Source organism: Francisella orientalis FNO12, from assembly GCF_001042525.2.
Classification (GTDB): Bacteria; Pseudomonadota; Gammaproteobacteria; order Francisellales; family Francisellaceae; genus Francisella; species Francisella orientalis.
Map to the genome: position 1 here is coordinate 1,146,423 of NZ_CP011921.2, position 22,986 is coordinate 1,169,408.

Sequence of the window (22,986 nt, forward strand, 5' to 3'; positions counted from 1 at the left end):
CTAAGCCTCTTGTAGTGTAAATTTATTTTCATATAGAGCTTTGCCTATGATAACACCATAAGTATTTTGCTCTTTTAGAATTTCTAAATCTTCTAAGCTACCAACTCCACCAGAAGCCATAAACTGAATATCTGGATATATAGATGAATAGATTCTATATAGCTCAAAGTTTGGACCTTGTAGCATACTATCTCGAGAAATATCAGTACATAACACGTACTCAAGACCGTCACCAAGATAAGTCTGTAATATCTCATCTAAAGTTATTGTGCTTGATTCTTGCCAGCCATGCATTGCTATATAAGGTATTCCTTCTTTAATAAATACATCTAAAGCTAAAACTATCTTCTCAGCGCCATACTTCTCAAAAACTTCTTTGTTAATGCTATATCCTTAACAGCCAAGCTACTAACAACTACCCTATCAACCCCGATTTCCAAAAGCTTTTCGATAGTTTCAAATTGACAAGTTTGGCTTTTCTTAGCACCATCTAAATCTACGACATGAATAAACTCTGCACCTGCTTGTTCATATGCTTTTGCAACATTCTTTTGGCTCAAGTTCATAAGTAGTAGTTTTATTAAAATCTCCTTTTTCTAAACGAACACATTTGCCATTTATTAGATCTATCGCTGGAAATATATTCATTTACAAAGCCCCTTGTATAAAATTCTCTAAAATCCTCATACCAACTCTACCGGATTTCTCAGGGTGAAATTGAATGCCATAAAAATTATCTTTATTTACCATTGCAGTGAAATCATTTATATAGTCATTAGTAACTATGCTAAATTGATTAAGCTTAGCATAAAAGCTATGCACAGAATATACATAATCATCTTCTGCGATATCTTTAAATAGAAAATGATCCTTATTTATATTTTGTAAGCTGTTCCAACCCATGTGTGGAATACTAAAACCTTGGGTTTTATTAAAAGCTTTTACTTTTTCAGGAAAAATACCCAAACAATCTGTATCTTCTTCTTCAGAAAAACTATACATAATTTGCATTCCTAGACAGATTCCTAAGACAGGTTGCTTAAGTTGTGGAATAATCTTATCTAAGTCATATTTTTTAGATTTGCCATTGCTGATTTAGCATGTCCAACACCTGGCAAAATTACACAAGCTGATTTTTTTATAACTTCAGCATTATGTGTTAGGACTATTTCTCGCCCTAATTTCTCAAAAGCATATTTTATCGAAGCAAAATTACTCCCACAACAATCTATTATCGCTATCATAATACTCCCTTTGAACTAGGAATCTCATCTATACCATTTTTGGCAATCGCTTGTTTGACCACTTTTCCTAAGCCTTTAAAACACGCTTCTATCATATGATGAGTATTCTCACCTGTTACTTTGATATGTAGTGTTGCTTTTAGACCTTCAGCAAAAGATACAAAGAAATGCTTCACCAACTCTACTGATAAATCTCCTACTGTTTCTCGATCAAAATTCGCTTCAAATGAGCAATAATTTCTGCCACTTAAATCTAAAGCAATCTCAACTAAAGCCTCATCCATCGGTAATAAGAAACCATAACGATTAATACCATACTTATCGCCTAGAGCTTGAGCAATTGCTTGAGAAAGAGTAATCGCAACATCCTTAACACAATGATGATCATCGATATGAAGATCACCTTTTGCCTAAATTACCGCACTAATACCAGCGTGTTTTACAATCTGATCAAGCATATGATCAAAAAACCCAAGACCCGTATATATTTCTCGAGTTCCAGGAACATCTAGATTAACTTTTACAATAATATCAGTCTCATTAGTTATACGCTTGATTTCAGCTACTCTAGGTTTATTTAATATCGCTATAGTAATATCATCCCAAGATTGATAATTCCCAATGCCAAATTGAATAGGATTAACTTTTATATCATGAGCTAACTGTACATCAGTTTCTCTATCACCAATCACATAAGAGATCTTTTGCTCTACTAAATAATCCATCAATAAACCAACTTTAGGTTTACGACAGTTACAATTTTCATGAGCAAAATGTGGACAAATTAAAACATCTTCAAACGCAATACCTTGTGATTTAAATATCTTCATCATCAAGTTATGCGGCGCATCGAAATCTTCTTGAGGAAAGGACTCAGTACCTAAACCATCTTGGTTTGATACCATAACAAGTTTAAAGCCTGCTTTTTGTAATTTTTTAAGAGCTTCAAAAACACCCTCAAAAAACTCTAGCTTCTCAATACTATCAACCTGCTTATCTATAGGTGACTCAACGATTAAAGTACCATCTCTATCAATGAATAAATATTTATTTTGTTTCATATTCGCTACTTAATTTTTGTAATACTTCGATTAATTTTTTATTTTCAGATACTATCCCTATGCTAATTCTTAGAACTTTTTCATCATTGAAAAAATGAGCCATAGAGCGAACTACTATTTTTTATCGATTAGTTTATTAAAGATACTCTCTTAAAATTTAACTAATATAAAATTAGCATCTGTTGACCACAATTTATCAACAATCTTCATTTGTGATAATGCTTGATATGATGTTCTCTTTGCTCTTTTACTTCAGCAATTTGACTAGCTATATTTGCTAAATTCTCATCATCAAGCATTTTTAATATAGTATTTTTAACCAACAATCTGCAGATACATATTTACATAATGATATAGATGCTCTTGAATTAGCAATGAAGCAAACTGATCCAGATAGTAAGGAACTTTTACAATTAGGACTATCATTATTTTCTCTTCAAATAGAAACAAAAGAGTATAATCAAGCTGGTGAAACTTTAGATATGCTTGTAGATAACTTCCCTGATAATCCTATTGTACAAATATATGATTCAGCATACTCATATATTTTTGATTTTAGTAACTTTAGGAAGGCATTTGCTAAATTATAAACATCCAAATGGCCTGATATGCCCGTATATGTGAATACTTTTGATATTATCAAAAGAAGTTTTAACTTACATATAAACACTAGTGCTAATCAGATACAACTCGAGCGAGGTTCTATACCTGTGATTGTAATTTTTGGATCTCCATTAAATTCTAATGCAAGTATGAATGAATATTTAATCAAAAGACTTTATAAAGGGTTGGAAGCTTATTTTAGATTCCCAGATGCAACTATTATAGTAAGTGGTGGTCGAGTAACAGCTGGCAAAACTGAATCATATCAAATGAGACAATGTCTAATTAATGGTAGTGTGCCTTTGAACAAAATTATATTAGAAGATCAATCATTAAACATGGTATGACAAGGCGTTAATACTTTTATGACAATAAAAAATATGAACCCTTAAACCTACTGATATCATTTTAGTTACTTCAACAGCAGATATTAGAAGAGCTAATGCAATATTTAAACAAGAAGCTTTTGATAATAATATGATTGATATAAAAATTCATAACTTAACTTCTGAGACTAAAGGATACAATATAATGTATCCTCTTACAGATTATGAAAAAGTAATAATTATCAAAGATACTCTTAGAGCTGTTGGTATATGGCAAATGCCTGGAATGGTTTTCTAGTCATTACCTTCAAATTCATCTATAAACTTCTGAGCTGCCGCGATTCTTTCTTTACATAACTGATAACTTTTTGAGGCTTGTTCTAGCATTGGTGCTAACTCATCTAACAGAGGAGGATTATCTTGTTGCTCTTGAAGTTTTTCATTAATTTCTTCTAATATTTGATAATTTTTTGCAAATTTTTTACTTTGAGTTACCATTTTTTTTCACCTCTACTTGTATATGTCCATCGGCATAAACTATCTCTAAATCTGAGTATGCTTGTGCTTGTTTTTGAGTTGTTATATATTTGCCATCTGTTGTCTTTGTCAAACTAAAACCTCTTTTAAGAGTTGGCTCTATTGATACAGATAATATCTGCTTATAAAGAGATTCGCTTGTTTGATTATAGTATTTTAAAATATTTTGAGCCTTATTAATTGATTGATTATATAAATTATAAACATTATTTTCATAACTTCTCATCAAGCTTTTTGAACTTAGTAATATACTTTGATATACAGTATCCATAGATTTGGCATATAATTTAGAGACTCCTCTAGCCATAGAAGTTGATTCTTTATAGTTATGATCCACACTTTGATTCATCTGATAGAGATAATGTTCTAAATGTGTTTTAAAGTTATGATACAGATTATCTAATTGATGTTTATTTTGTCTAGCTAGATTTTTAGTAACCCTCACTATCGATTCGTAATTATATCTAGCGTTTATTGCATTATCAACGATTGTATTAGCTATATAATTTATAACCTTAGATGGCGTATCAAATCTTTTTGTACATATCTCATCTAAAACTGTACTATCTCTCTCATGTCCTATACCAACTAACACTGGAATTTTACTATTACAAATGTTTTCAGCTGGTAGTATATTATTAAACCAGTCAAGATCAGCTTGAGAGCCCCCTCCTCGGATTAATACTATCGCATCATATTTATCAGCGATTGCTGATATTTTAGTAAATGCTGTTGAGACACTTTTCGCACATTCTACACCTTGCATCTTTGCTTCATATATATCAAAGTTACATAGATTTAAATCTTGTAATTTATCAGCCTCTTCGAAGAAATCTCCTTTACCTGCAGCAGTCATACTTGTGATTACTGCAACATTGGTAAAATCACCTGGCATATTAAGAACTTTATTTTTCTCTAGAATGCCTTTTTTAGATAAATTTTGTAGAATCTCAATTTTACGAGCTTGCCTATCACCAAGTGTAAAAGTAGGATCTATATCTATTATATTTAGACTAAGACCAAAGCTAGTATGATAGTTTACAGCAACTTTAAATAAAACTTTCATATCTGTTTTTAGAGTTTCACCAGTAGCTTGACTAAATTTACTATGAATATAATCAACTTTATTTGCCCAGCAATTACATCTAATTTTAGCTATAGGAAATTTACTAACCCCATCATGCTCTATAAGCTCACCATAGTAATGCTTACCAGATCTACGCCATTCAGATAACTCTACAACTACCCAAAAGCCTTCATATCCAAAGCTCATTTCTATAGTACTTTTTATAAGCTCAAGAAATTCGCTTAGTTTCAATGATTCTTGCATGATAATATTAACTAAAAATCTTGCTTTGAATAAATTCTACATTTACAGAACGAATATACAACAGTTATTAACATTTATAATAGAAAGACAGGTTTATAAAGAATTTGTTTATAGTGCTGATCTTAATGCACCTCTGACTTTAAAACTACATTCCTGAACACTTGATTTTAGTTTTTCATAGTCTTCTTCTGAACAATTATCTGGCTTTTTTGATGGTAAACAAGTTTTTATTTCCCCTTGATGTTTTTGTTCCTGTAAACAATTTAAATCACCACTAGTTAATTGTTCATCTGCAGCATATACCGAAGCAGAAAAAATAATAAATACAAAAATAAAAATAAATTTTTTCATAGTAAACATCCTTAAGATTAACTTTAAACATACTTGCGACGAAACTTCAAAAAATCAAATAAATGGAGTTTGGTCACATTTTCATTATAACTCTTAGTTTGTACTACTTATCTATTTTAATATGTTTCATAAAAAGTTTTAGTTTTCATTAGACCTAACTATTTCATAGACATCTACGCTATCTTTATTAGCCACTCCCATGAAATGAGTATCAGGACTAAATATAAACTGAAGAGGCTTATCTTTTAGATATAATGCTTGAGATAATACAAAGCCATAAAATGCTTGTATTGATGCCTCACTCATTACAGATGTGAGTTTATCACTATATTCTATATCCACAAGCGAAGCTTCAAAACCTCTTTGTAAAACAAGTTTATCTTCTATTGCATTCGTTTTTCTATTAATTACTCTAATGTCAAAGCTATACTCATACGCTACCATAAATATTTCTTTCTCATCATACGCTTGTATTTTATATGGCTCTAGTTCTGGATTAACACTTGATGTTAATCTCACTCCCATACCATTAAGTATATATAGTTTCAAAGCGCCCTAGCTAAGACCAGAGTCGCCATTTTTTTAAAGCCGCCTCCATTCGTAGTGTTTTTTTTATCGCTATCTTTTAGTATTCCAAAGTCCTTAATTGTATTACCTGGGTAATCTACTAGCTTACTAGAACGATTAATTGTGTCATCATTCAAAATATCATATTTATATATCTGCTCTTTAGATCTAACATAAACATAGTCAAAGCCTGCATCTTCATAGAATTTAAATCCAGTTCGAGTATAGCTCAAAGACCTAGAGTCTGTCTTATCTAAAACCCCATCATTTCCTATAGTAAATATAATTAAGGAACCTTTATTACTATCTTCCTCATGTGTAAGAACATAAATTTTATTTTTAAACATCTCAACAGCTATAATATTTTGGGCTATATGCTCACTTGATATTTGCGAATTAACTTTGTTTGAGATTGGTGACATACTATATTCAGAAATAATATGATTTGAGAATAAATATAAACGATCACCATTTTTAGAGGCAAGTGCTTTTATAACTTTACTTCCAACATTTGTTTCACTATCAAAACAGCTAGAAAACACAGCACTATTATTTATCGAATAGCCCAATTTTATAGCACTAATACAATATTGTGGACCATCACGATATATTGAATATAACCTAGAATTTTTTCCTTCGGATATAGCTAAAGCTTGAATATTTGATTCATTTATTGTGCTTATATATCCAGGTTGTGCCTTATGATTATCTTTGCTCGTACGAACAAAACTCGCTTGAGCATTAATACCAAGAAATATTAATAATACGCTTATACAAAATATTTTTTAGCAAATTTATAACTTGTAATATTTACATAGTTTTATTAAGTAGTATTTGCAAGTATACATGACTATGAAAAATATTTAAGTTTATGTATTAATTTAAGTTATAACTACATATGATAAAACACAAGATGATTAATATATCTAATAATGCCATTAAAGAACTTCAAAGAATTCGTCAACATATACATCAACATCCAGAGCTTGGTTTTGATGTATATAATACAGCCGAATATATAACTAAAGAACTAGAGAAAATAGGTTTAAAGGTTCAAAAATCAATTGGAAAAACTGGATTAGTTGCTGATTTAATTGTTCCAAATGCAAACAAAACTATTGCTTTTCGAGCTGATATGGATGCTCTACCAATTCATGAGCAAAATACCTGTCAATATAAGTCAAAAATAGATGGCAAAGCACATATGTGTGGCCATGATGCTCATTGTGTTATGGTTTTAGTAGCTGCTCAACAGCTTGTTAAAAATAAAACTATGCTAAATGTAAACATTCAGTTTATATTTCAACCTTCTGAAGAAATCTTGCCAGGTGGCGCTCCTGCAATGATTAAAGATAGTGCTTTGGATAATGTAAATGAAATATATGGAATTCATGTTTATCCTATTATCAATGAGGAATGTATGCAAATATCAACTCCTGTAGCTATGGCTGGTGTTGATTTATTCGAAATAATATTTCACGGTAAAGGTGGACACGCTAGTACTCCCATAAAGGCTAATGTCCCTATCATTATGGCTGCTCAATTTATTAATTTAGCATCAACAATTTTTTGAGTAAAATGCTTACTAAAAACTTTTCCAGTAATACTATTTGTAATATGAGAAATGTTGTAGGCTAGAATATTATAATTTGATAATATATAAAAAGTTTTTCCTAATTTTATCTAAAATTATTTTATTAACTTTATTACCTACAGTATATTGATTATCAAAACAGCTAATAAATGATCCTGCATTACTAATTGAATATGATATTTTTGTAACATTTAGACAATAGTTATCGCTTGGCCTGAATATTGAAAAAAGCTTAGTTCCATCTTTGCTTATAGCTGTTGCTTGTATATTTGGCTCATAAATAGTTGTAATATATCCAGGTTGCAACATATGACTATCTTTAGCAATTTTTACAAAATACGCTTGAGAACTTTGTAAAATGAATAATCCAACAAATATAAAAATTATATTTTTCATAATGACTAACCTAAATAATTCTACTAAATATCAAAATTGGTTGGCTATATCAAAAATGATTATTACTCCATTTATTATTTTTAACTCATATTTGAGAAATATTGATGTTATCTTTAGTACTAAATCCTATAAAAGATTTAGATATAAATGAGCCATTTTCATCAATATTCTTTAAAAACAACTCATTTAGTAACTTATTCTGCCTCATATCAATTACTGACACAGAGTCAGAAGACACTACTTCAATAAGATTCTCGTTCTGCAATAATCTCAAAAAACTGCCGTCTATTTTGTACTCATCTGCATCTTCAAAATACGTATTAGTAAAAGAAGCTACAATATATCTATAATTAAATGCTACTAGTACCTTTCCATGACCATTACCTTTTTCTTTAAATGATGCTACTTTTTTAGGCATATCATCATATTGTTCTTGATAGAGCAATCTTGAAGAGCTATTAGAAACTTTGTATACCTCTACTGTTCCCTGCTCAGTATTTTTATTTGTAATATTATCCTGTATTGCTAGTATAACTTTACTTTCAGTACTACTTTCATTCAATATTGAAAAATCTAATATTTTCCCAGAAGATATTGTTATTATCTCTTTTTCTTTGTTACGCTTATCACCCGTTAAGAAGCTATAACGATATATACTTTTATCACTTTGAATATATACATTATTATCATCAAACTTAACTATTTCAGGCTTAAAGTTTAATGGTACTATTGAGATTTTCTTTAATGTACCTATAGGATTAATCTCGTAGATAAAAAGCCTACCACTTTGACTCTTATGGCTAGCTGTTATAAGATATAGATACTTATCGTTATCCACTAGTTTTGCATCTATAACTTTCTGAGGATAGCTCTGAATATAAATTTTCGACTCAATAGTATTAGTAGTTGCCGATATATTATATCCAAGAATTTTATTATTAGATAAAACATAAAAAGTTTTACCCTTATCCGTCAGAATTATTTTTTGACTTTATTCCCTACAGTATATTGATTATCAAAGCAGCTAGTGAAAGAATCTGCTTTATTTATTGTAGATGATAACATTGCAATATTAAGACAATAACCACCATAAGGTCTAAATACTGAGTATAATTTTGTACCATCTTTATTAACAGTAGTAGTTTGTATATTTTTTTCTTGAATAGTCGTAATATAACCAGGTTGAGAAATACAATTATCTTTAACAATTTTCACGATATATGCTTGTGAGCTTTGTAAAAAAACAAACTTAGAAAAGCAAAAATTATATTTTTCATAATAAACTATTGAAATATGTCATCTTTAGATATTTATACTATCATAACGAGCTAATATTTCTTTTATCAATTTTTGACAACTAATATCAAAAATCAAATATCTCAGTTATGTAATATTTTGTTTATAAAAACCTAACCTTAGTTTTCTATATAAGAAAATTGCAAATAATGCCAATACTAAGCAAATCAAACTAATAATAGGGCCTAGCCAAATAACCTCAGTTTTAGAGATAACTGTTGCACTAATTATTGGTCAAATACCTCCTACAAAAGCTGAATTTAAACTATAACTCAAAGCAACTCCTGATAACCTAAACTCTGTTGGAAAAATATCACACAAGAAAAATAATGTTGTGGATGCTCCTATTGAATAACAAATAATTAAAAAAATCATTCCCATAAAAACACTATAAGTATCTGACATCAAGTAGAATGTTATAGGAATAGCTATCAATAAAACAAAACAACCAAAAATATACATTTTACTAAGTCCGACTTTGTCTGACATATATCCGAATGTTATTACAGATATTAAAACTATTATCTGCACTGGAATCATTATCAAACTCGTATTGCTAGCATTTAGAAGTTTTGCAATATAAAAATTAGAATACTAAAGCAAAATTATTGCACCAAGAGTAAATAGCATCGCAAAACAAAAACCAATAAATATATTTATGTAGTTTTGTTTGAAAAGGGTAATAACACTTTTTTTATTTCTACTCACAATTTTTTTAAATAATGGCGTTCCCGTTAATTTTAGTCTAGAATAGTAGCCAAATACTGCTAAAAAACCACCTAATACAAAACCAATCCGCCAAGCATAATCATCAAATAAATATTCAAGAATCAGACATACTGTTGTTGCAAATAAAAATCCTGATAAAACAAATGCAAATAATATACTCAGCTTAAAACCTATGCTTTTTGAACTAGTCTAGTACACTATTACATATGCTGCTGGTAATTCCCCACTTAGAGCAAACCCTTACAATACCCTAAATATCACAAAAGCTATACTTGCAAACACCCCAAAAGTAGCATAAGAAGGCATAATTCCCATTAGTAATGAGGATATTCCCATAAGAGTTATTGTAAATGTAAATATTTTCTTCCTACCATATCGATCCCCCAATATTCCTAAGGTAATAGCTCCTAAAGGCCTAACAATATATGTTAAAGAAAATATAGCTACAGCAATGAAACTTTTAATTACTGAATCATCAATTCCTACAAAAAATGTATTTATAATTTGTACCGAAAATAACACATATAATAAAAAGTCATAAACTTCTAAAACTGCACCTATGCCTGCAATTAATACTACTTTAAAATCTTCTTTCATCACTAAAATCAGTTATAGTTTCACTATCATGTCTTTGTTATTTTTATGATATCCACCTCTTTTAGAATAGACATAAACACCTAGTAGTCCAATCATACCACAAACAATACCAACAATAGATGGACCTAAAAAATTATATGCTGTCATAGTAATTATCGTTGTACTTACTAAAGGAGCGATTCCTCCAACTATAGCAAAAGCAAGATTATAACTAAGACCTACTCCTGACAATCTAACATCTGTAGGAAACAAATCACAAAGCAAAAATATAAAAGTGGCCGCAACTAATGCATAACAGAGCATAATAGCTATAGATGCAAAAACAATTGCTGATACACTCCCTATACAACTCATCAAATAAAATACAGGTAATGCACAAACTACAATAAGCCCAGCACCTGCTATAAACATTTTTGCAATACCAACTTTATCTGATAAAAAACCAAAAATAAAAGTAAAACAAGTAAGTGTTAAAACACTTGGTGTTAGAATCAAAGAAATCTGACCAGAATTATATCCAGTTAAAATATCTTCAACAAATTTATGTATATAAAGAGTTAACATTACACCACCAAAGGCTACTATAATAACTATACATATCCCAACGAATAAGTTTGGACCATAAGTAGAGACTAAGGAACCAAAAGAGTGTCTTTTTTGTTTATCAATACTTTCAAACTCTGGAGTTTCATGAAGATTGCGACGCACATAATAACCAACGAAGCCTAATAGTCCACCAATAATGAATCCAGCTCGCCAAGCAAAATCACCAAACACGTACTCAAGAGCAAAACCTACAAAATCAGAAAATAAAAATCCACCCGTTACAAATGTGAATAATATAGCCGTAGCAAAACCGATTTTACCCTTAACTGATTCATAGACAATAACATAAGCCCCAGGCAACTCTCCACCCAAAGCAATACCTTGCATAATACGTAATAACACAAACACAAAGCTCGCATATAGTCCCCATTGCGCATATCCAGGCATCAACCCCATACACAATGAACAGCTTCCCATTAGTAGTATTGTAAATAACAGCAAACGTCTTCTACCTATTAAATCACCAACAATCCCTAATATAGTTCCTGCAAACGGTCTAACAAGATATGCTATTGAGAATATTAATACTGTCAAAAATGCCTTGATAGTAGGATTTGTAATTTGAGCAAAAAAAGTTGCTGAGATTTCTTTTGAAAAAATCATATATAGAACAAAATCATAAAACTCAAGAATTGCACCAATTCCAGCTAATAAAATAACATTTCTACTATCTTTATCGTACATTTATAATACTTACTTTAAAATTCAATTTAGCAAATCATACATTTTTTTAGCTTTATTTAGAAGAATATTTAAGCCTTATAATAGACTTTTTAGTAATTGTCTAAACTAACTATTTCAAGATGTTGCATCTGAGTCTGTAAAAACATCTCTCCAACAGATCGAAACTTCAAAGGGATATCTGTAACATAAAACTTATACTCTGGACTAGAATTATTTTTATTCAAAAGATTATTTTCAATTAGTAATTGCTCTAGCATCTTACTAGCTTGTAATGAAGGATCTATAAGCTTTACATTAATAACTTTAACGATACTATCTTTGATAATAGGGTAATGTGTGCAACCTAAAATTAGAGCTTGGGCATTTTTATCATTAAAATACTCAAGATATTGTTTAGCTACTAACTCAACAACTTCTCCTTCTATAAATCCTTCTTCAATCATAGATACAAAAAGACCACATGAACTACTATAAACTTCTGTATCAGGATTATTTTTGTGTATTTGTAGTGCATATGCATTACTGTTAATAGTAGCTGGTGTTGCTATGACACCAACTGTTTTAAGACTATCGACTAAGCTAACTCCAGCACTTATCACATCAATAACAGGTACTATTTTTGCAATTTCTTGAACGATATCTTTTGCGATAGCTGATATTGTATTGCAAGCAATAATTATTGCTTTGACTTCTTGATCGATTAGAAATTTAGCCGTTTGGGCTGCAAACTTTTGAATAGTCGCTCGTGATTTAGTCCCATAAGGTATTCTAGCAATATCACCAAAATATATAATATCCTCATTTGGTAATATATTCATCAAGTTCTTGACGACAGTTAAACCACCAATTCCTGAATCAAAAACACCTATAGGTCTGTTATTGAGCATTATTTTTTCTCTATTTTACGAATTATCTTCCTACGTGAACGCGTAGGCATTTTTTCTACATATTCTTCTTTTACTTTAATAAAAGGTATTAGATTTCCTAATGATAGAACTGCTTGATTGGCATCATCTGTGATGAAATTTTCACTTAACTGTGCATCATCATTAGCAAAAATAACTATCGTTACAACTGGGATACCTTTTATATATATTTTTTGTTTATAAAGATATGTTTGCAGTACTTTTTTCTGTGCAAATGTTTGTCTAATTGGATTTTTTATTGTTTTTGCATAGACTTTATTATTTTGAGAAGTTTTTGAGACATTCCAACGTTCAGCCATATTTTCTACTTCAATATAGCCACGATTATTCTTAACTTCGATTATATATATACTTTTACGAGATATTGCAATAAAATCAATTTCTCTATTACCTACTGTAGATTTCTCATCTGGTAAAACTACTCGATTAAATAATACAAAATTATTATCTAATTTTTTTAGCTCATCTAAAACAGTAGTTTCGCCTTCTGCACCTGAAATAATTATATCTACAGGATTATCATCTTTTGTTATTAAAAAAAAGAATACAAATAGTATAAATGCTAGTGTAAATCCAATCTCTAACGATTGAGTAACAAATTCAATATCTCCTAGATATAGATCAACACCAACTATTAAACCACATAGAATAATAGATGCATATAGACTCTTTTTTGCTCTAATTAGGTAGTTCCTTAACCTAGCCCATGTAAAGCGCAAAAAAAGCCTGTCTTTTTTTAATTTACTTTCAATAGCCATAATACCAATATACTTTGTTTAAAAATCGTAAAATTATAAATTAATAAACTTCTGCTTTATTTCAGTTATCTTGTCTCTAATTGCTGTTGCTTGCTCGAATTCAAGCTCTTTTGCATAAGCTCTCATTCGTTTTTCTAGAGCTTTAATAACCTTCGAAGCTTCAGTCATACTTAGTATAGCCGAAACATCTACATCATCAACCTTTAAGCGCGAATTATTTTTATATGCACGTTTTTGCATCTCTGGAGAACTATCTAACATATCATCTATACTCTTGATGATTGTTTTAGGCGTAATATTGTGTTTCTTATTATATTCATCTTGAAGTTGACGACGACGTAGAGTTTCATCCATGGCTTTTTTCATAGACTTTGTAACTACATCCGCATACAAAATAGCTCTACCATTTTGGTTTCTAGCCACACGTCCGATAGTTTGAATTAGAGATTTCTCAGAACGCAAAAACCCTTCCTTATCAGCATCAAAAATTAATAAAACTCCGACTTCTGGCATATCAAGCCCCTCTCTAAGAAGGTTGATACCCACTAGCACATCAAATACACCATGACGCAAATTATGAATAATTTGGACTCTCTCAACAGTATCGATATCAGAATGTAAATATCTAACATTAACGCCATGCTCAGATAGATACTCTGTTAAATTCTCTGCCATTTTTTTGGTTAAAGTAGTTATCAAAATTCTTTCTTCTTTGGCTATAGCTTTATTTATCTCTGATAAAGCATCTTCTACTTGTATAGCTACAGGTCTTACAAAGACTTCAGGATCTAATAAACCAGTTGGTCTGATTACTTGCTCTACAGTATTTTGAGACTTTTCAAGTTCATAATTAGCTGGTGTCGCAGATACATATATTGTCTGAGGTAACAAACTCTCAAACTCATTAAATTTCAAAGGTCTATTATCTAAAGCAGAAGGTAACCTAAAACCATAGTTAACAAGGTTTGATTTACGCGATAAATCCCCCTTATACATTCCTCCAAACTGTGGTAATGTCACATGCGACTCATCAACTATAACTAAGGCATTTTCTGGTAAGTAGTCAATCAATGTTGGTGGTGGATCACCAGGAGCTCTACCTGATAATAATCTTGAATAATTTTCTATACCTGTACAGTAGCCAAGCTCTTGAATCATTTCAATATCATACTTAGTACGTTGTTCTATTCTTTGAGCTTCAAGTAATTTACCCTCTTCCTCAAAATATTTAACTCTTTCTTTAAGTTCTGCTTTGATCTCTTCTATAACTATATCTTTGCGCTCTTTTGATGCAACATAATGCGTACTTGGGAATATTGTTGCTCTGTGTAATGTTTTAATTTTTTTGGAAGTTAATGAATCGATCACACTTATCGCTTCAATCTCATCATCAAAAAACTCTACTCGAATAGCATCTTTCTCAGAGTCTGCTGGGAATATATCTAATACTTCTCCCCTTACTCGAAAGCTTCCGCGACTGAAATCCATATCATTACGCGAATATTGCATCTCTACTAACTTAGTTTGAGCTTTTTTTAGCCCTAGCTCTTCACCTACTTTTAGGTGCAAAAGCATTTGCATATATTGCTCAGGATCGCCTAGACCATAAATAGCCGATACGGTTGCGACTATAATTACATCATTACGTTCAAGTATTGCTTTTGTAGCTGACAGACGCATTTGTTCAATATGCTCATTTACAGATGAATCTTTTTCTATATAGGTATCAGAAGCTGCAACATAAGCCTCAGGCTGATAATAATCGTAATATGACACAAAATACTCAACTGCATTATCTGGGAAATATTGCTTAAACTCAGAATATAATTGAGCTGCCAAAGTTTTGTTATGTGCAACAATCAAACATGATTTTTGTGTTTGTTGAATCACATTTGCCATAGTATATGTTTTACCAGAGCCTGTAACTCCTAGCAAAACCTGATGCTGTAAGCCATTATTAATACCTTCAACTAAGGATTTAATTGCATTTGGCTGATCACCAGCTGGAGCATACTTTATTACTAGGTTGAATTTATTCATCTAAAATAAATACTCCTCTAACTCATATAGCAAAGCTTGTTGTTCTTCTGTTAGATCACGATTCATGCGTAAATCTTGCATTTCTTGATAGATATCTTCCAAAGTTTTGCGAGTTCTACCTTTATGATCAATCAAAAGCTCATCATTATCTAGGCTAACAATCTTATTTAGATAATCTTGAAACTCCATTTGGGCTTTATCAGGTAGTTTTGAAAAGTCTAATCTACCAATTATCCTAACAGCTCTGTCATAATAAGATTTTGGTAATTGATTAAGCATTTGCGCTTTTTGATAAATTTGTGAAGTATGAAATTTATCACAACCCCTTTCATCAGCGGCACTCATAAAGTCACTTTGATAAATCGCTGCATCTATATCAACACTTTCAATCTCTGGATACTTATATTCCAGTACATAATCAACAAAATTGGAAAATATTTCTGGATTGCTTCTTATAAATTCTTTGTTCGTCTTTATCAAATCTAGTCTATCTTGAGGCAAACTCCCCACAAAACGGGTTTTAGCAGGTAATATTAGCGGAATATCACCCCATTTCTTATTTACAGTCAGTTGCCAATGTTCTGCTTCTAAACTGCCAAACTCTTCTATAAAATCTTTAAAATCATAACTATCTAAGCGAAGAAATATCTCTTGATTTTTATAGTGTCTGTGCTGACCAATATCTAATATGGCTGACATAAAATTATTTTTAAAACCGAAAACTCCACTTACAGTAATTGCTTGCCTATACCCAATACCTCCAACTTCTACACCGATATCTAGTTGAGCTAGAGTATTTTCATCATTTTGCTTATTAAACTTTGCCAATAAAAACTGCCATATTTTAGGATTAGCAATTCTTAACTTTTTAGCTAACTCTACTGTGACAATCACGTCTGTAATAGCATCATGAGCTCTACCACCACTATAGAGATTATTTTCAGTATTTAAATTTTCTAACTTCAAAGATATTTTCTGCTGTCCTTCTTCATCAAGAGCTTTAGGCCACTTAAGAACATCATTACAAAATAAATAATAGCAAGTAACTATTGGAAACAAATCAGCCCTTGAACAACCATTTTTAAACTGATGACTATATGGAGGTAGCATATTTTTATAAAAAGCAAATCTCAAAAACTCATCATCAAAACCAAGAGTATTATAACCTATACTAATAGTCCCTGGTGTATTTATGATTTTATAAATTTTTCTAATTGCCTGATATTCTGACACACCAGTATTTGCTTGAGCAATAGAAATATGATGTGTTATCGTTGCAATTGGAGATGGAGTTGTATCAGGATTTAGCTTCACAAAAAAATTAAACCTTCCAATTTCATTAAAGTCAAAATCTGTACGAATCGCAGCAAATTGTAATACTTGGTCAAAAGAATTGTTAATACCAGTAGTTTCTAAGTCATAAAATAAAAAATTTTGATTTTGAAACATCAAAAAATAAGCTCATATTTAATTAAATTATTAGCTTATAATTTTAACATACCTTTATAATGATTAATAATTTTGAATATTACAAATAAACTTGTTTAAAAACTTAATAGAAGCTCTAAAGAATATTTTTTATATTTCTAAAGTAACATTATGCGGGCTGTCTAGTTGCAGCAATTACAACTTCTCGTATATTTATATTTTGTGGTTGGCTAAACATAAATATAGCTGTACGAGCAATATCATCTGCTACTAAAACCCCACCCATAGACTCTTTCCAGCTTTCATAATCTGATTTAATCTGATCAGACGTTGTATGACTTAAAAGCTCAGTTTCTACAGCACCTGGACAAATTGTCATTATTCTAACATTATCATCAGCAACTTCTTCACGTATATTTTCACTCATTGAGGATACTGCAAATTTTGTACCAACATATGCAGCGTGATTAGGGAACGATTTCTTGCCAGCAATTGAGCTGATATTTATAATTGTCCCACTTTTTCTTGCTTTCATATCACCTAATACAGATTGAATACCATTCAATAATGCCAATACATTAACTTCGTACATCTTTTGCCATTCAATAGGGTCTTGTGTATCGATTTGACCAAGCAACATTAAACCTGCATTATTAACCAACAACTCAACTGGACCATATTCAGCTTCAGCTTCTTTTATAGCATTTTTTAGAGCTTGAGCATCTGTCACATCTACCTTACGAATCATTGTGTTAGATAAATTTAATTCCTCTATTTTTTCTATTCTTCTACCTATTAGTAAAAGCGAATGGCCTGCTTCAGAAAATCTTTTTGCAATTGCCGCACCAATTCCAGAACTTGCTCCTGTGATTACAACTAATGATTTAGTCATATTATTTCTCCTATATTTTTGTTTTAATTTTCACATCGTTTTAATGATTGTAAATTGTATATAAACTTATTAAACTGATAAATACCAACAATCATAAAACATTGTTATTAAATAATGAACAATATTCATTGGCGAGGTACTCACTGTTTCATTCACGTCGATGAACAGCAAAGCTTCACAAAGGCAGCAGATATATTAGGAATGGCCGAATCAAACCTAAGCCAAAATATTAAGGACTTAGAAAACCATCCTAAAGTTCAACTACTATATAGAAGCACCAGTCATATTCGTCTTACTGAAATAGGACAGGATTATTATAAAAAATGTAAGAAGGCTCTCCAAGACCTTGATATAGCAACACTATTAACTAGCCAAGAACATAATGAAATAAGTGGTAATATAAAAATCAATTGTGTTGGAGGAATTATTGGTGAAGATGTTATTGCTCCTTTAGTTTTGAAATTCCAGCAACTACATCCTAAAGTTAGTATCCACTTAGATTTTTCTAGCGACAGAATCAGCCTTATAGATAGTGATTACGACTTGGTTATCCGGATGGGTAATCTGCCTGACTCAAATTTAATAGTATCTCCTCTTCGAACAGTTTTTACTAAATATGTAGCTAGTAAAGATTTTATTGAGAAATATACCAAAATATCTGATCCAAGACAGCTTGAAGATATACCTCTAATTTACGGCAGTACTAAGCAATGGAATTTCAAATCTATAAATGATAAATATACTCTACATATTCATAATAATGGTTTTCATGCAACTAATGGTAGAGTTATGAAACAAGCTACTCTTTTAGGATTAGGAATCACAAGGTTAGTTGATATCTATGTAAATGCTGATATCAAAAATGGTAAATTAGTCGAAATACTATCTGAATATAGAGAGGAAACAAAACTTTCTGTTGTTTCACTACCTGTAAAATATCAACTCAAAAGAATCAGCTCATTGATAAGTTATCTCAAAATTAATTTCAATAAAGAATACACTAATAAAAGTGAGCTAAACTAAACTTATTTTTGAGCTAATAATCTATCATATCTAATAGCTATTTTCTTAAAATTACTTTGAATTTGCTCTTTAGTAAAATGCACAAATTCCTTATATAAACTATCATCATGCTTTTTTTGTTGCATAAATAGAGTTCGATACGTTCTCAAGTTAATGAGCAACTCATCTATAAGTATCAATATTTTCTTATATTCATAATATTTTTTCGTATCAGAAAACTCATACTTAGCATTTACTAGCATTTCATTAAGTTTAATATTTTTTTCGATTAAAAAAATAATTTTTCTATTTTCAACACTACGATCAACTTTATTCACAAGATCTTTAAGTTCAGAATAAATTCTATACATATCTCTACTAAAAAGTACCTTATTTTTTCGTCCTCTAGTGAGGAATGTTATCAGAACTATACTTAACGTCCCTATAGCTACACAAGTTACTCTAACAAAGAATAATTCTTTATCCCAGCCAATAAATAATCCAAAATACATTACTAAATAAACATGTATAAAAAAAACACTAGTCGCATAATTTAAAAACATAGTGTACACATACAACGCTAAAGCAAAGCAGCATAAACCAGCAACCAATGTAAAGTTATGTGGTATATTTTTTTGGATTAGTAACAATATTACAGATCCTATTGAAGTACCTAATAATGAGAAAATAACAATCGCTTTAGCTCTAGTATAAACCACACTAGTACTCGTACTAGCAGCAACACTTACTACTGCGATAACTACCCAGTATATTCTATCCATAAAGCCATCATCGCCACTTAAACTAAATATTAAATAACAAACTATTAACCCCACGATAGATGCCACAAAAACTCTTATAGCCAATAATGTTGTATCAGAGAGTTTATCTATATACCTATCTTTAAATAAGATCATAGTATGCCTCTCTAATATTTTCTAAACCGATCAGCATATCATCTAAAAATAATAAACTACTAAACAAAAGCTTCCTTTTTTGTTTATCATTTTGATATTTATGGATATAGTTCATTTCAAACTTATATTTAAGATGAGATATATCTTCTGACTTTTTTTCAAAAATCTCAGTAGACTTTTGTATATATAACATCAAAAACATTGTATTTTTATAAATTTTCTCCAAATCTTGTGATAGATTTTTTGACTCATTTTCTTCAAATTCCAAGCGGACATAATCAACAGTAAGTTTTTTATAAACTAATAGAAACTTTGATGTTAAACGATTAAAAACTATCAAATTATGACTTAAATAGCGCCACTGTTCCTGATGACTTTTACGTAAAAACATCAAACCATGATTTTTAAATGAATTTATATTTTGATATTTCAAATTACTTACTTCAACGATATTTGATTGAGTAAATCTTCTATATTTTGACTTTTCAAATGTATCAATATAGTTACGCACAAAATTTTTCAAAAACTCATTAAATACTTTACTAACATCATCAGCTTTCATTAACTTGTAGTTTCTGATAATCACTAGATAAACAATCAAACCAATCACAATCGCTGTGAGAATAAAATGTAAGTGATTATCTTTTTCCAACGGATAACGCACAAAACAGATACAAGTTATAACAACAATCATCATGGGAAATACAGCAAATGCTTCTCCAAACCTTCTAAACCAAAATGCTATAAAAGCGACAAATACTATTAGCATAAAGTTAGTTTCAAAAAGAGGATGGACATATGGAGATATATTGACGATGACTATAGCTATAATCATATATAGTACAAAGGCTAAACGTTTGGCTTGTATACTTCCTAATAGAATACTTCCAGCCAAATTAGCCATGAACAAGATAATTATAATAACAAGATTTTTATCGATATCAAAAAATGCTGTAATACCTAAAAATGAAAAAAGTATAATTGCAGATTTGATAGCTCCATTTTGAAATACTTTCATAGGATCTTGGTCAACATATTTATGATATATTTCACTGATGCTAAGCACTTATAAATCAACTTTTAGGATACTTAATATGGTAGGAATTATATTGTAAAAGTTGCTTAATTAATATCATTAGAGTAGTTATTTTTGCTTTAAAATGTAGTAAAATTTAGTAGCATTTAAATAAAATACATACTTATATCTTTATGATTTATAACAACACTTATGATGTTATTGTTGTTGGTGGCGGTCATGCGGGCGTTGAAGCCGCGGCTGCTTCGGCACGTATAGGCGCAAAAACCCTATTACTTACTCACAATATTGACACAATTGGACAAATGTCTTGCAACCCTGCTATTGGTGGAATTGGCAAAGGCCACCTTGTTAAAGAGATTGATGCTATGGGTGGTATCATGGCAAAAGCTATTGATATGGCAGGTATCCAATTTAGAATTTTAAATTCTCGTAAAGGCCCGGCTGTAAGAGCAACAAGAGCTCAAGCAGATAGAGTACTATATAAAAAAGCTATTAACTCTCTACTAAATGATCAAGAGAATTTAGATATTTTCCAAGACTCCGTAGACGATTTGGTCGTTGAGAATGATATAGTATGTGGCTTTATAACTAAAATGGGCATCACTTTCAAATCAAAAAAGGTTGTACTCACTGTAGGTACATTCTTAGGAGGTAAAATACATATCGGCAAAGTATCTAAGGAAGGAGGTCGTGCGGGAGATCAACCATCAAATGCATTAGCTGCTCGCTTAAGAGCATTGCCGTTTAGAGTTGATAGACTTAAAACAGGTACCCCTCCACGTATAGACTGCCGAAGTGTCAATTTTAGCGTTATGGATGTGCAACACGGTGATACTCCAACACCATATTTTTCATTTTTTTCAAAAGGAAAGATTGAGCATCTAAGACAAATACCTTGCTATATAACCTACACCAACTCAAAGACTCATGAAATTATTACAAATAATCTTGATAAATCGGCAATGTATGGTGGACTAATAGAAGGTATAGGTCCTCGTTACTGTCCATCTATTGAAGATAAAGTGGTCAGATTTGCAGAAAAAGACAGACATCAAATCTTTGTCGAACCTGAAGGGTTAAATAGCATTGAACTATATCCAAATGGTTTATCAACTAGCCTACCATTTGAAGTACAATGTGACTATATACGCTCAATTAAAGGCTTCGAAAATGCCTTTATTATGAGACCTGGTTATGCAATAGAATATGATTTCTTTGATCCTAGAGATCTCAAACCTACACTTGAGACTAAACATATCAAAAACTTATTTTTTGCAGGACAAATCAATGGTACTACAGGCTACGAGGAGGCAGGTGCCCAAGGTTTAGTAGCTGGAATTAATGCTGCAATTAGTATAGATAGTGATAAATCATGGTATCCAACGCGCTCAAATAGCTACATGGGTGTTTTGATAGATGATTTGATAACAAAAGGTACCAAAGAGCCTTATCGTATGTTTACATCTCGTGCCGAGTATAGACTAATTTTACGTGAAGATAATGCAGATCTAAGACTATCGGATAAAGCATGTGAACTAGGGCTGCTAAACAAGCAAGATCAAGAGTTTTTTATCAATAAAAAAACATCTATAGATGAAAATATAACTATGATGAAAAATACTTGGATAGGTCCTCAAACACAAAAAGCTCGTGATTTAGAAAAATTTTTAGATAAGAAAATGACTCGAGAAAGCACTCTTTTTGATTTGTTAAAACGTCCTGAATTAGACTATAAAAAATTACAGCAAATTCCTGATATAAACTTAAAGCTAGAGAATGAAGATATAATTGAACAAATAGAAATATCTGCCAAATATTCTGGCTATATAGAGCGTCAAAATAAAGATATAGCTAAAATTTCAACACTAGAATTAAAAGCGATACCAGAAAACTTCGACTATTCACAAGTTAAGGGTTTATCTAATGAAGTGCTTCAAAAATTAACAGAACAAAGACCTACTACTCTTGGTGAAGCATCTCGAATTCCTGGAGTTACTCCTGCAGCTGTGTCATTATTGACTATATACATGAAAAAAACTGGTTTTATAAAATAGGAAGTATTT

General features: G+C 30.7%; 30 protein-coding genes and 1 pseudogene. 6 read left to right on the plus strand and 25 right to left on the minus strand.

The genetic code is table 11. From position 1 onward, the window contains the following. The 7 genes from FNO12_RS10805 to hisB are packed head-to-tail and all read right to left on the minus strand — an operon-like array spanning position 1 to position 2,305. A complete protein-coding gene (locus tag FNO12_RS10805) occupies positions 1 to 384 on the minus strand; it encodes a 1-(5-phosphoribosyl)-5-[(5-phosphoribosylamino)methylideneamino]imidazole-4-carboxamide isomerase (RefSeq protein WP_306807228.1) in 384 nt (127 codons plus the stop codon). Continuing rightward, positions 342 to 566: a HisA/HisF-related TIM barrel protein gene (locus FNO12_RS10810; RefSeq protein WP_233418132.1), complete on the minus strand. Its 225-nt coding sequence runs from the start codon at positions 564 to 566 to the stop codon at positions 342 to 344. The genes FNO12_RS10805 and FNO12_RS10810 overlap by 43 nt, the downstream gene beginning before the upstream one ends. Beyond that, positions 529 to 648 (minus strand): HisA/HisF-related TIM barrel protein, encoded by a 120-nt coding sequence (locus tag FNO12_RS10815; RefSeq protein WP_233418133.1) that lies wholly within the window; start codon positions 646 to 648, stop codon positions 529 to 531. The genes FNO12_RS10810 and FNO12_RS10815 overlap by 38 nt, the downstream gene beginning before the upstream one ends. After that, entirely contained in the window at positions 649 to 1,011 is a 363-nt protein-coding gene (gene hisH, locus FNO12_RS10820) for an imidazole glycerol phosphate synthase subunit HisH (RefSeq protein ID WP_331243370.1), read from the minus strand. A 50-nt stretch (positions 1,012 to 1,061) separates the two neighbouring features. Next, positions 1,062 to 1,244 (minus strand): hypothetical protein, encoded by a 183-nt coding sequence (locus FNO12_RS10825; RefSeq protein WP_231138761.1) that lies wholly within the window; start codon positions 1,242 to 1,244, stop codon positions 1,062 to 1,064. Continuing rightward, positions 1,241 to 1,636 carry a hypothetical protein gene (locus FNO12_RS10830; RefSeq protein ID WP_306807237.1) on the minus strand — a complete coding sequence of 132 codons (396 nt, stop codon included), beginning with the start codon at positions 1,634 to 1,636 and terminating at the stop codon, positions 1,241 to 1,243. The genes FNO12_RS10825 and FNO12_RS10830 overlap by 4 nt, the downstream gene beginning before the upstream one ends. 18 nt (positions 1,637 to 1,654) lie before the next feature. Beyond that, complete coding sequence (gene hisB, locus FNO12_RS10835; RefSeq protein WP_231138762.1) at positions 1,655 to 2,305, minus strand: histidinol-phosphatase; 651 nt, start codon at positions 2,303 to 2,305, stop codon at positions 1,655 to 1,657. A gap of 374 nt (positions 2,306 to 2,679) precedes the next feature. On the opposite strand from hisB, the gene FNO12_RS10840 reads away from it, so the two are divergent. The 3 genes from FNO12_RS10840 (at position 2,680) to FNO12_RS10850 (ending at position 3,532) form a co-directional block, all read left to right on the plus strand. Beyond that, a complete protein-coding gene (locus tag FNO12_RS10840; RefSeq protein WP_014715562.1) occupies positions 2,680 to 2,895 on the plus strand; it encodes a hypothetical protein in 216 nt (71 codons plus the stop codon). Positions 2,896 to 2,913: 18 nt separating this feature from the next. Continuing rightward, entirely contained in the window at positions 2,914 to 3,255 is a 342-nt protein-coding gene (locus FNO12_RS10845) for a YdcF family protein (protein WP_094888836.1), read from the plus strand. A 130-nt stretch (positions 3,256 to 3,385) separates the two neighbouring features. After that, on the plus strand, positions 3,386 to 3,532 hold the full coding sequence (locus FNO12_RS10850; RefSeq protein ID WP_030005664.1) for a hypothetical protein: 147 nt from the start codon (positions 3,386 to 3,388) through the stop codon (positions 3,530 to 3,532). Here FNO12_RS10850 and xseB read toward each other — a convergent pair. The 5 genes from xseB to FNO12_RS10860 form a co-directional block, all read right to left on the minus strand. Next, positions 3,529 to 3,732 carry an exodeoxyribonuclease VII small subunit gene (gene xseB, locus FNO12_RS05935; RefSeq protein ID WP_014715561.1) on the minus strand — a complete coding sequence of 68 codons (204 nt, stop codon included), beginning with the start codon at positions 3,730 to 3,732 and terminating at the stop codon, positions 3,529 to 3,531. The two genes, FNO12_RS10850 and xseB, sit on opposite strands and share 4 nt — an antisense overlap. Continuing rightward, entirely contained in the window at positions 3,716 to 5,101 is a 1,386-nt protein-coding gene (gene xseA / locus FNO12_RS05940) for an exodeoxyribonuclease VII large subunit (protein ID WP_014715560.1), read from the minus strand. Before xseA ends, xseB begins: the two co-directional genes overlap by 17 nt. Positions 5,102 to 5,209: 108 nt before the next feature. Next, the gene (locus tag FNO12_RS05945) at positions 5,210 to 5,452 is read right to left on the minus strand and encodes a hypothetical protein (RefSeq protein WP_014715559.1); all 243 of its coding nucleotides are present in this window, start codon (positions 5,450 to 5,452) and stop codon (positions 5,210 to 5,212) included. Positions 5,453 to 5,590: 138 nt separating this feature from the next. Continuing rightward, complete coding sequence (locus FNO12_RS10855; RefSeq protein ID WP_231138763.1) at positions 5,591 to 6,001, minus strand: hypothetical protein; 411 nt, start codon at positions 5,999 to 6,001, stop codon at positions 5,591 to 5,593. Beyond that, on the minus strand, positions 5,998 to 6,588 hold the full coding sequence (locus tag FNO12_RS10860; protein ID WP_233418134.1) for a hypothetical protein: 591 nt from the start codon (positions 6,586 to 6,588) through the stop codon (positions 5,998 to 6,000). The genes FNO12_RS10855 and FNO12_RS10860 overlap by 4 nt, the downstream gene beginning before the upstream one ends. 344 nt (positions 6,589 to 6,932) lie before the next feature. Between FNO12_RS10860 and FNO12_RS05955 the strand changes: the two are divergent. Beyond that, positions 6,933 to 7,586: pseudogene (locus FNO12_RS05955) on the plus strand (M20 metallopeptidase family protein); the annotation flags it as partial. Positions 7,587 to 7,661: 75 nt separating this feature from the next. Here the strand turns inward: FNO12_RS05955 and FNO12_RS05960 are convergent. From FNO12_RS05960 to FNO12_RS06000, 11 genes are all read right to left on the minus strand, one after another. After that, entirely contained in the window at positions 7,662 to 8,009 is a 348-nt protein-coding gene (locus FNO12_RS05960) for a hypothetical protein (RefSeq protein ID WP_030005666.1), read from the minus strand. A gap of 85 nt (positions 8,010 to 8,094) precedes the next feature. Then, the gene (locus FNO12_RS10865; protein WP_234385409.1) at positions 8,095 to 8,847 is read right to left on the minus strand and encodes a hypothetical protein; all 753 of its coding nucleotides are present in this window, start codon (positions 8,845 to 8,847) and stop codon (positions 8,095 to 8,097) included. A gap of 140 nt (positions 8,848 to 8,987) precedes the next feature. Next, the gene (locus FNO12_RS10870) at positions 8,988 to 9,224 is read right to left on the minus strand and encodes a hypothetical protein (protein WP_231138766.1); all 237 of its coding nucleotides are present in this window, start codon (positions 9,222 to 9,224) and stop codon (positions 8,988 to 8,990) included. 315 nt (positions 9,225 to 9,539) lie between these two features. Continuing rightward, positions 9,540 to 9,836, minus strand: a complete 297-nt coding sequence (locus FNO12_RS10875; RefSeq protein ID WP_234387217.1) for an MFS transporter — start codon at positions 9,834 to 9,836, stop codon at positions 9,540 to 9,542. 438 nt (positions 9,837 to 10,274) lie between these two features. Further along, the gene (locus tag FNO12_RS10880) at positions 10,275 to 10,631 is read right to left on the minus strand and encodes an MFS transporter (protein WP_231138768.1); all 357 of its coding nucleotides are present in this window, start codon (positions 10,629 to 10,631) and stop codon (positions 10,275 to 10,277) included. Positions 10,632 to 10,643: 12 nt separating this feature from the next. Further along, a complete protein-coding gene (locus FNO12_RS05975) occupies positions 10,644 to 11,921 on the minus strand; it encodes an MFS transporter (RefSeq protein ID WP_014715557.1) in 1,278 nt (425 codons plus the stop codon). Between the two features lie 89 nt (positions 11,922 to 12,010). Continuing rightward, positions 12,011 to 12,808: a glutamate racemase gene (gene murI / locus FNO12_RS05980; RefSeq protein WP_014715556.1), complete on the minus strand. Its 798-nt coding sequence runs from the start codon at positions 12,806 to 12,808 to the stop codon at positions 12,011 to 12,013. Further along, on the minus strand, positions 12,808 to 13,605 hold the full coding sequence (locus FNO12_RS05985) for a nuclease-related domain-containing protein (protein WP_014715555.1): 798 nt from the start codon (positions 13,603 to 13,605) through the stop codon (positions 12,808 to 12,810). Before FNO12_RS05985 ends, murI begins: the two co-directional genes overlap by 1 nt. A gap of 33 nt (positions 13,606 to 13,638) precedes the next feature. Then, positions 13,639 to 15,645: an excinuclease ABC subunit UvrB gene (uvrB, locus tag FNO12_RS05990; RefSeq protein ID WP_014715554.1), complete on the minus strand. Its 2,007-nt coding sequence runs from the start codon at positions 15,643 to 15,645 to the stop codon at positions 13,639 to 13,641. After that, positions 15,646 to 17,094: an exodeoxyribonuclease I gene (locus tag FNO12_RS05995; protein WP_014715553.1), complete on the minus strand. Its 1,449-nt coding sequence runs from the start codon at positions 17,092 to 17,094 to the stop codon at positions 15,646 to 15,648. A 148-nt stretch (positions 17,095 to 17,242) separates the two neighbouring features. Next, positions 17,243 to 17,965: an SDR family oxidoreductase gene (locus tag FNO12_RS06000; protein WP_014715552.1), complete on the minus strand. Its 723-nt coding sequence runs from the start codon at positions 17,963 to 17,965 to the stop codon at positions 17,243 to 17,245. Between the two features lie 114 nt (positions 17,966 to 18,079). Here FNO12_RS06000 and FNO12_RS06005 point away from each other — a divergent pair, with 114 nt between their 5' ends. After that, entirely contained in the window at positions 18,080 to 18,988 is a 909-nt protein-coding gene (locus FNO12_RS06005; RefSeq protein WP_030005667.1) for a LysR family transcriptional regulator, read from the plus strand. Between the two features lie 2 nt (positions 18,989 to 18,990). Here FNO12_RS06005 and FNO12_RS06010 read toward each other — a convergent pair whose 3' ends face one another. Beyond that, positions 18,991 to 19,884 (minus strand): FUSC family protein, encoded by an 894-nt coding sequence (locus FNO12_RS06010; RefSeq protein WP_014715550.1) that lies wholly within the window; start codon positions 19,882 to 19,884, stop codon positions 18,991 to 18,993. Then, a complete protein-coding gene (locus FNO12_RS06015) occupies positions 19,871 to 20,950 on the minus strand; it encodes a hypothetical protein (RefSeq protein WP_030005668.1) in 1,080 nt (359 codons plus the stop codon). The genes FNO12_RS06010 and FNO12_RS06015 overlap by 14 nt, the downstream gene beginning before the upstream one ends. Before the next feature lie 143 nt (positions 20,951 to 21,093). Here FNO12_RS06015 and mnmG point away from each other — a divergent pair, with 143 nt between their 5' ends. Further along, entirely contained in the window at positions 21,094 to 22,977 is a 1,884-nt protein-coding gene (gene mnmG / locus FNO12_RS06020) for a tRNA uridine-5-carboxymethylaminomethyl(34) synthesis enzyme MnmG (RefSeq protein WP_014715548.1), read from the plus strand. The last annotated feature ends 9 nt before the right edge of the window (positions 22,978 to 22,986 follow it).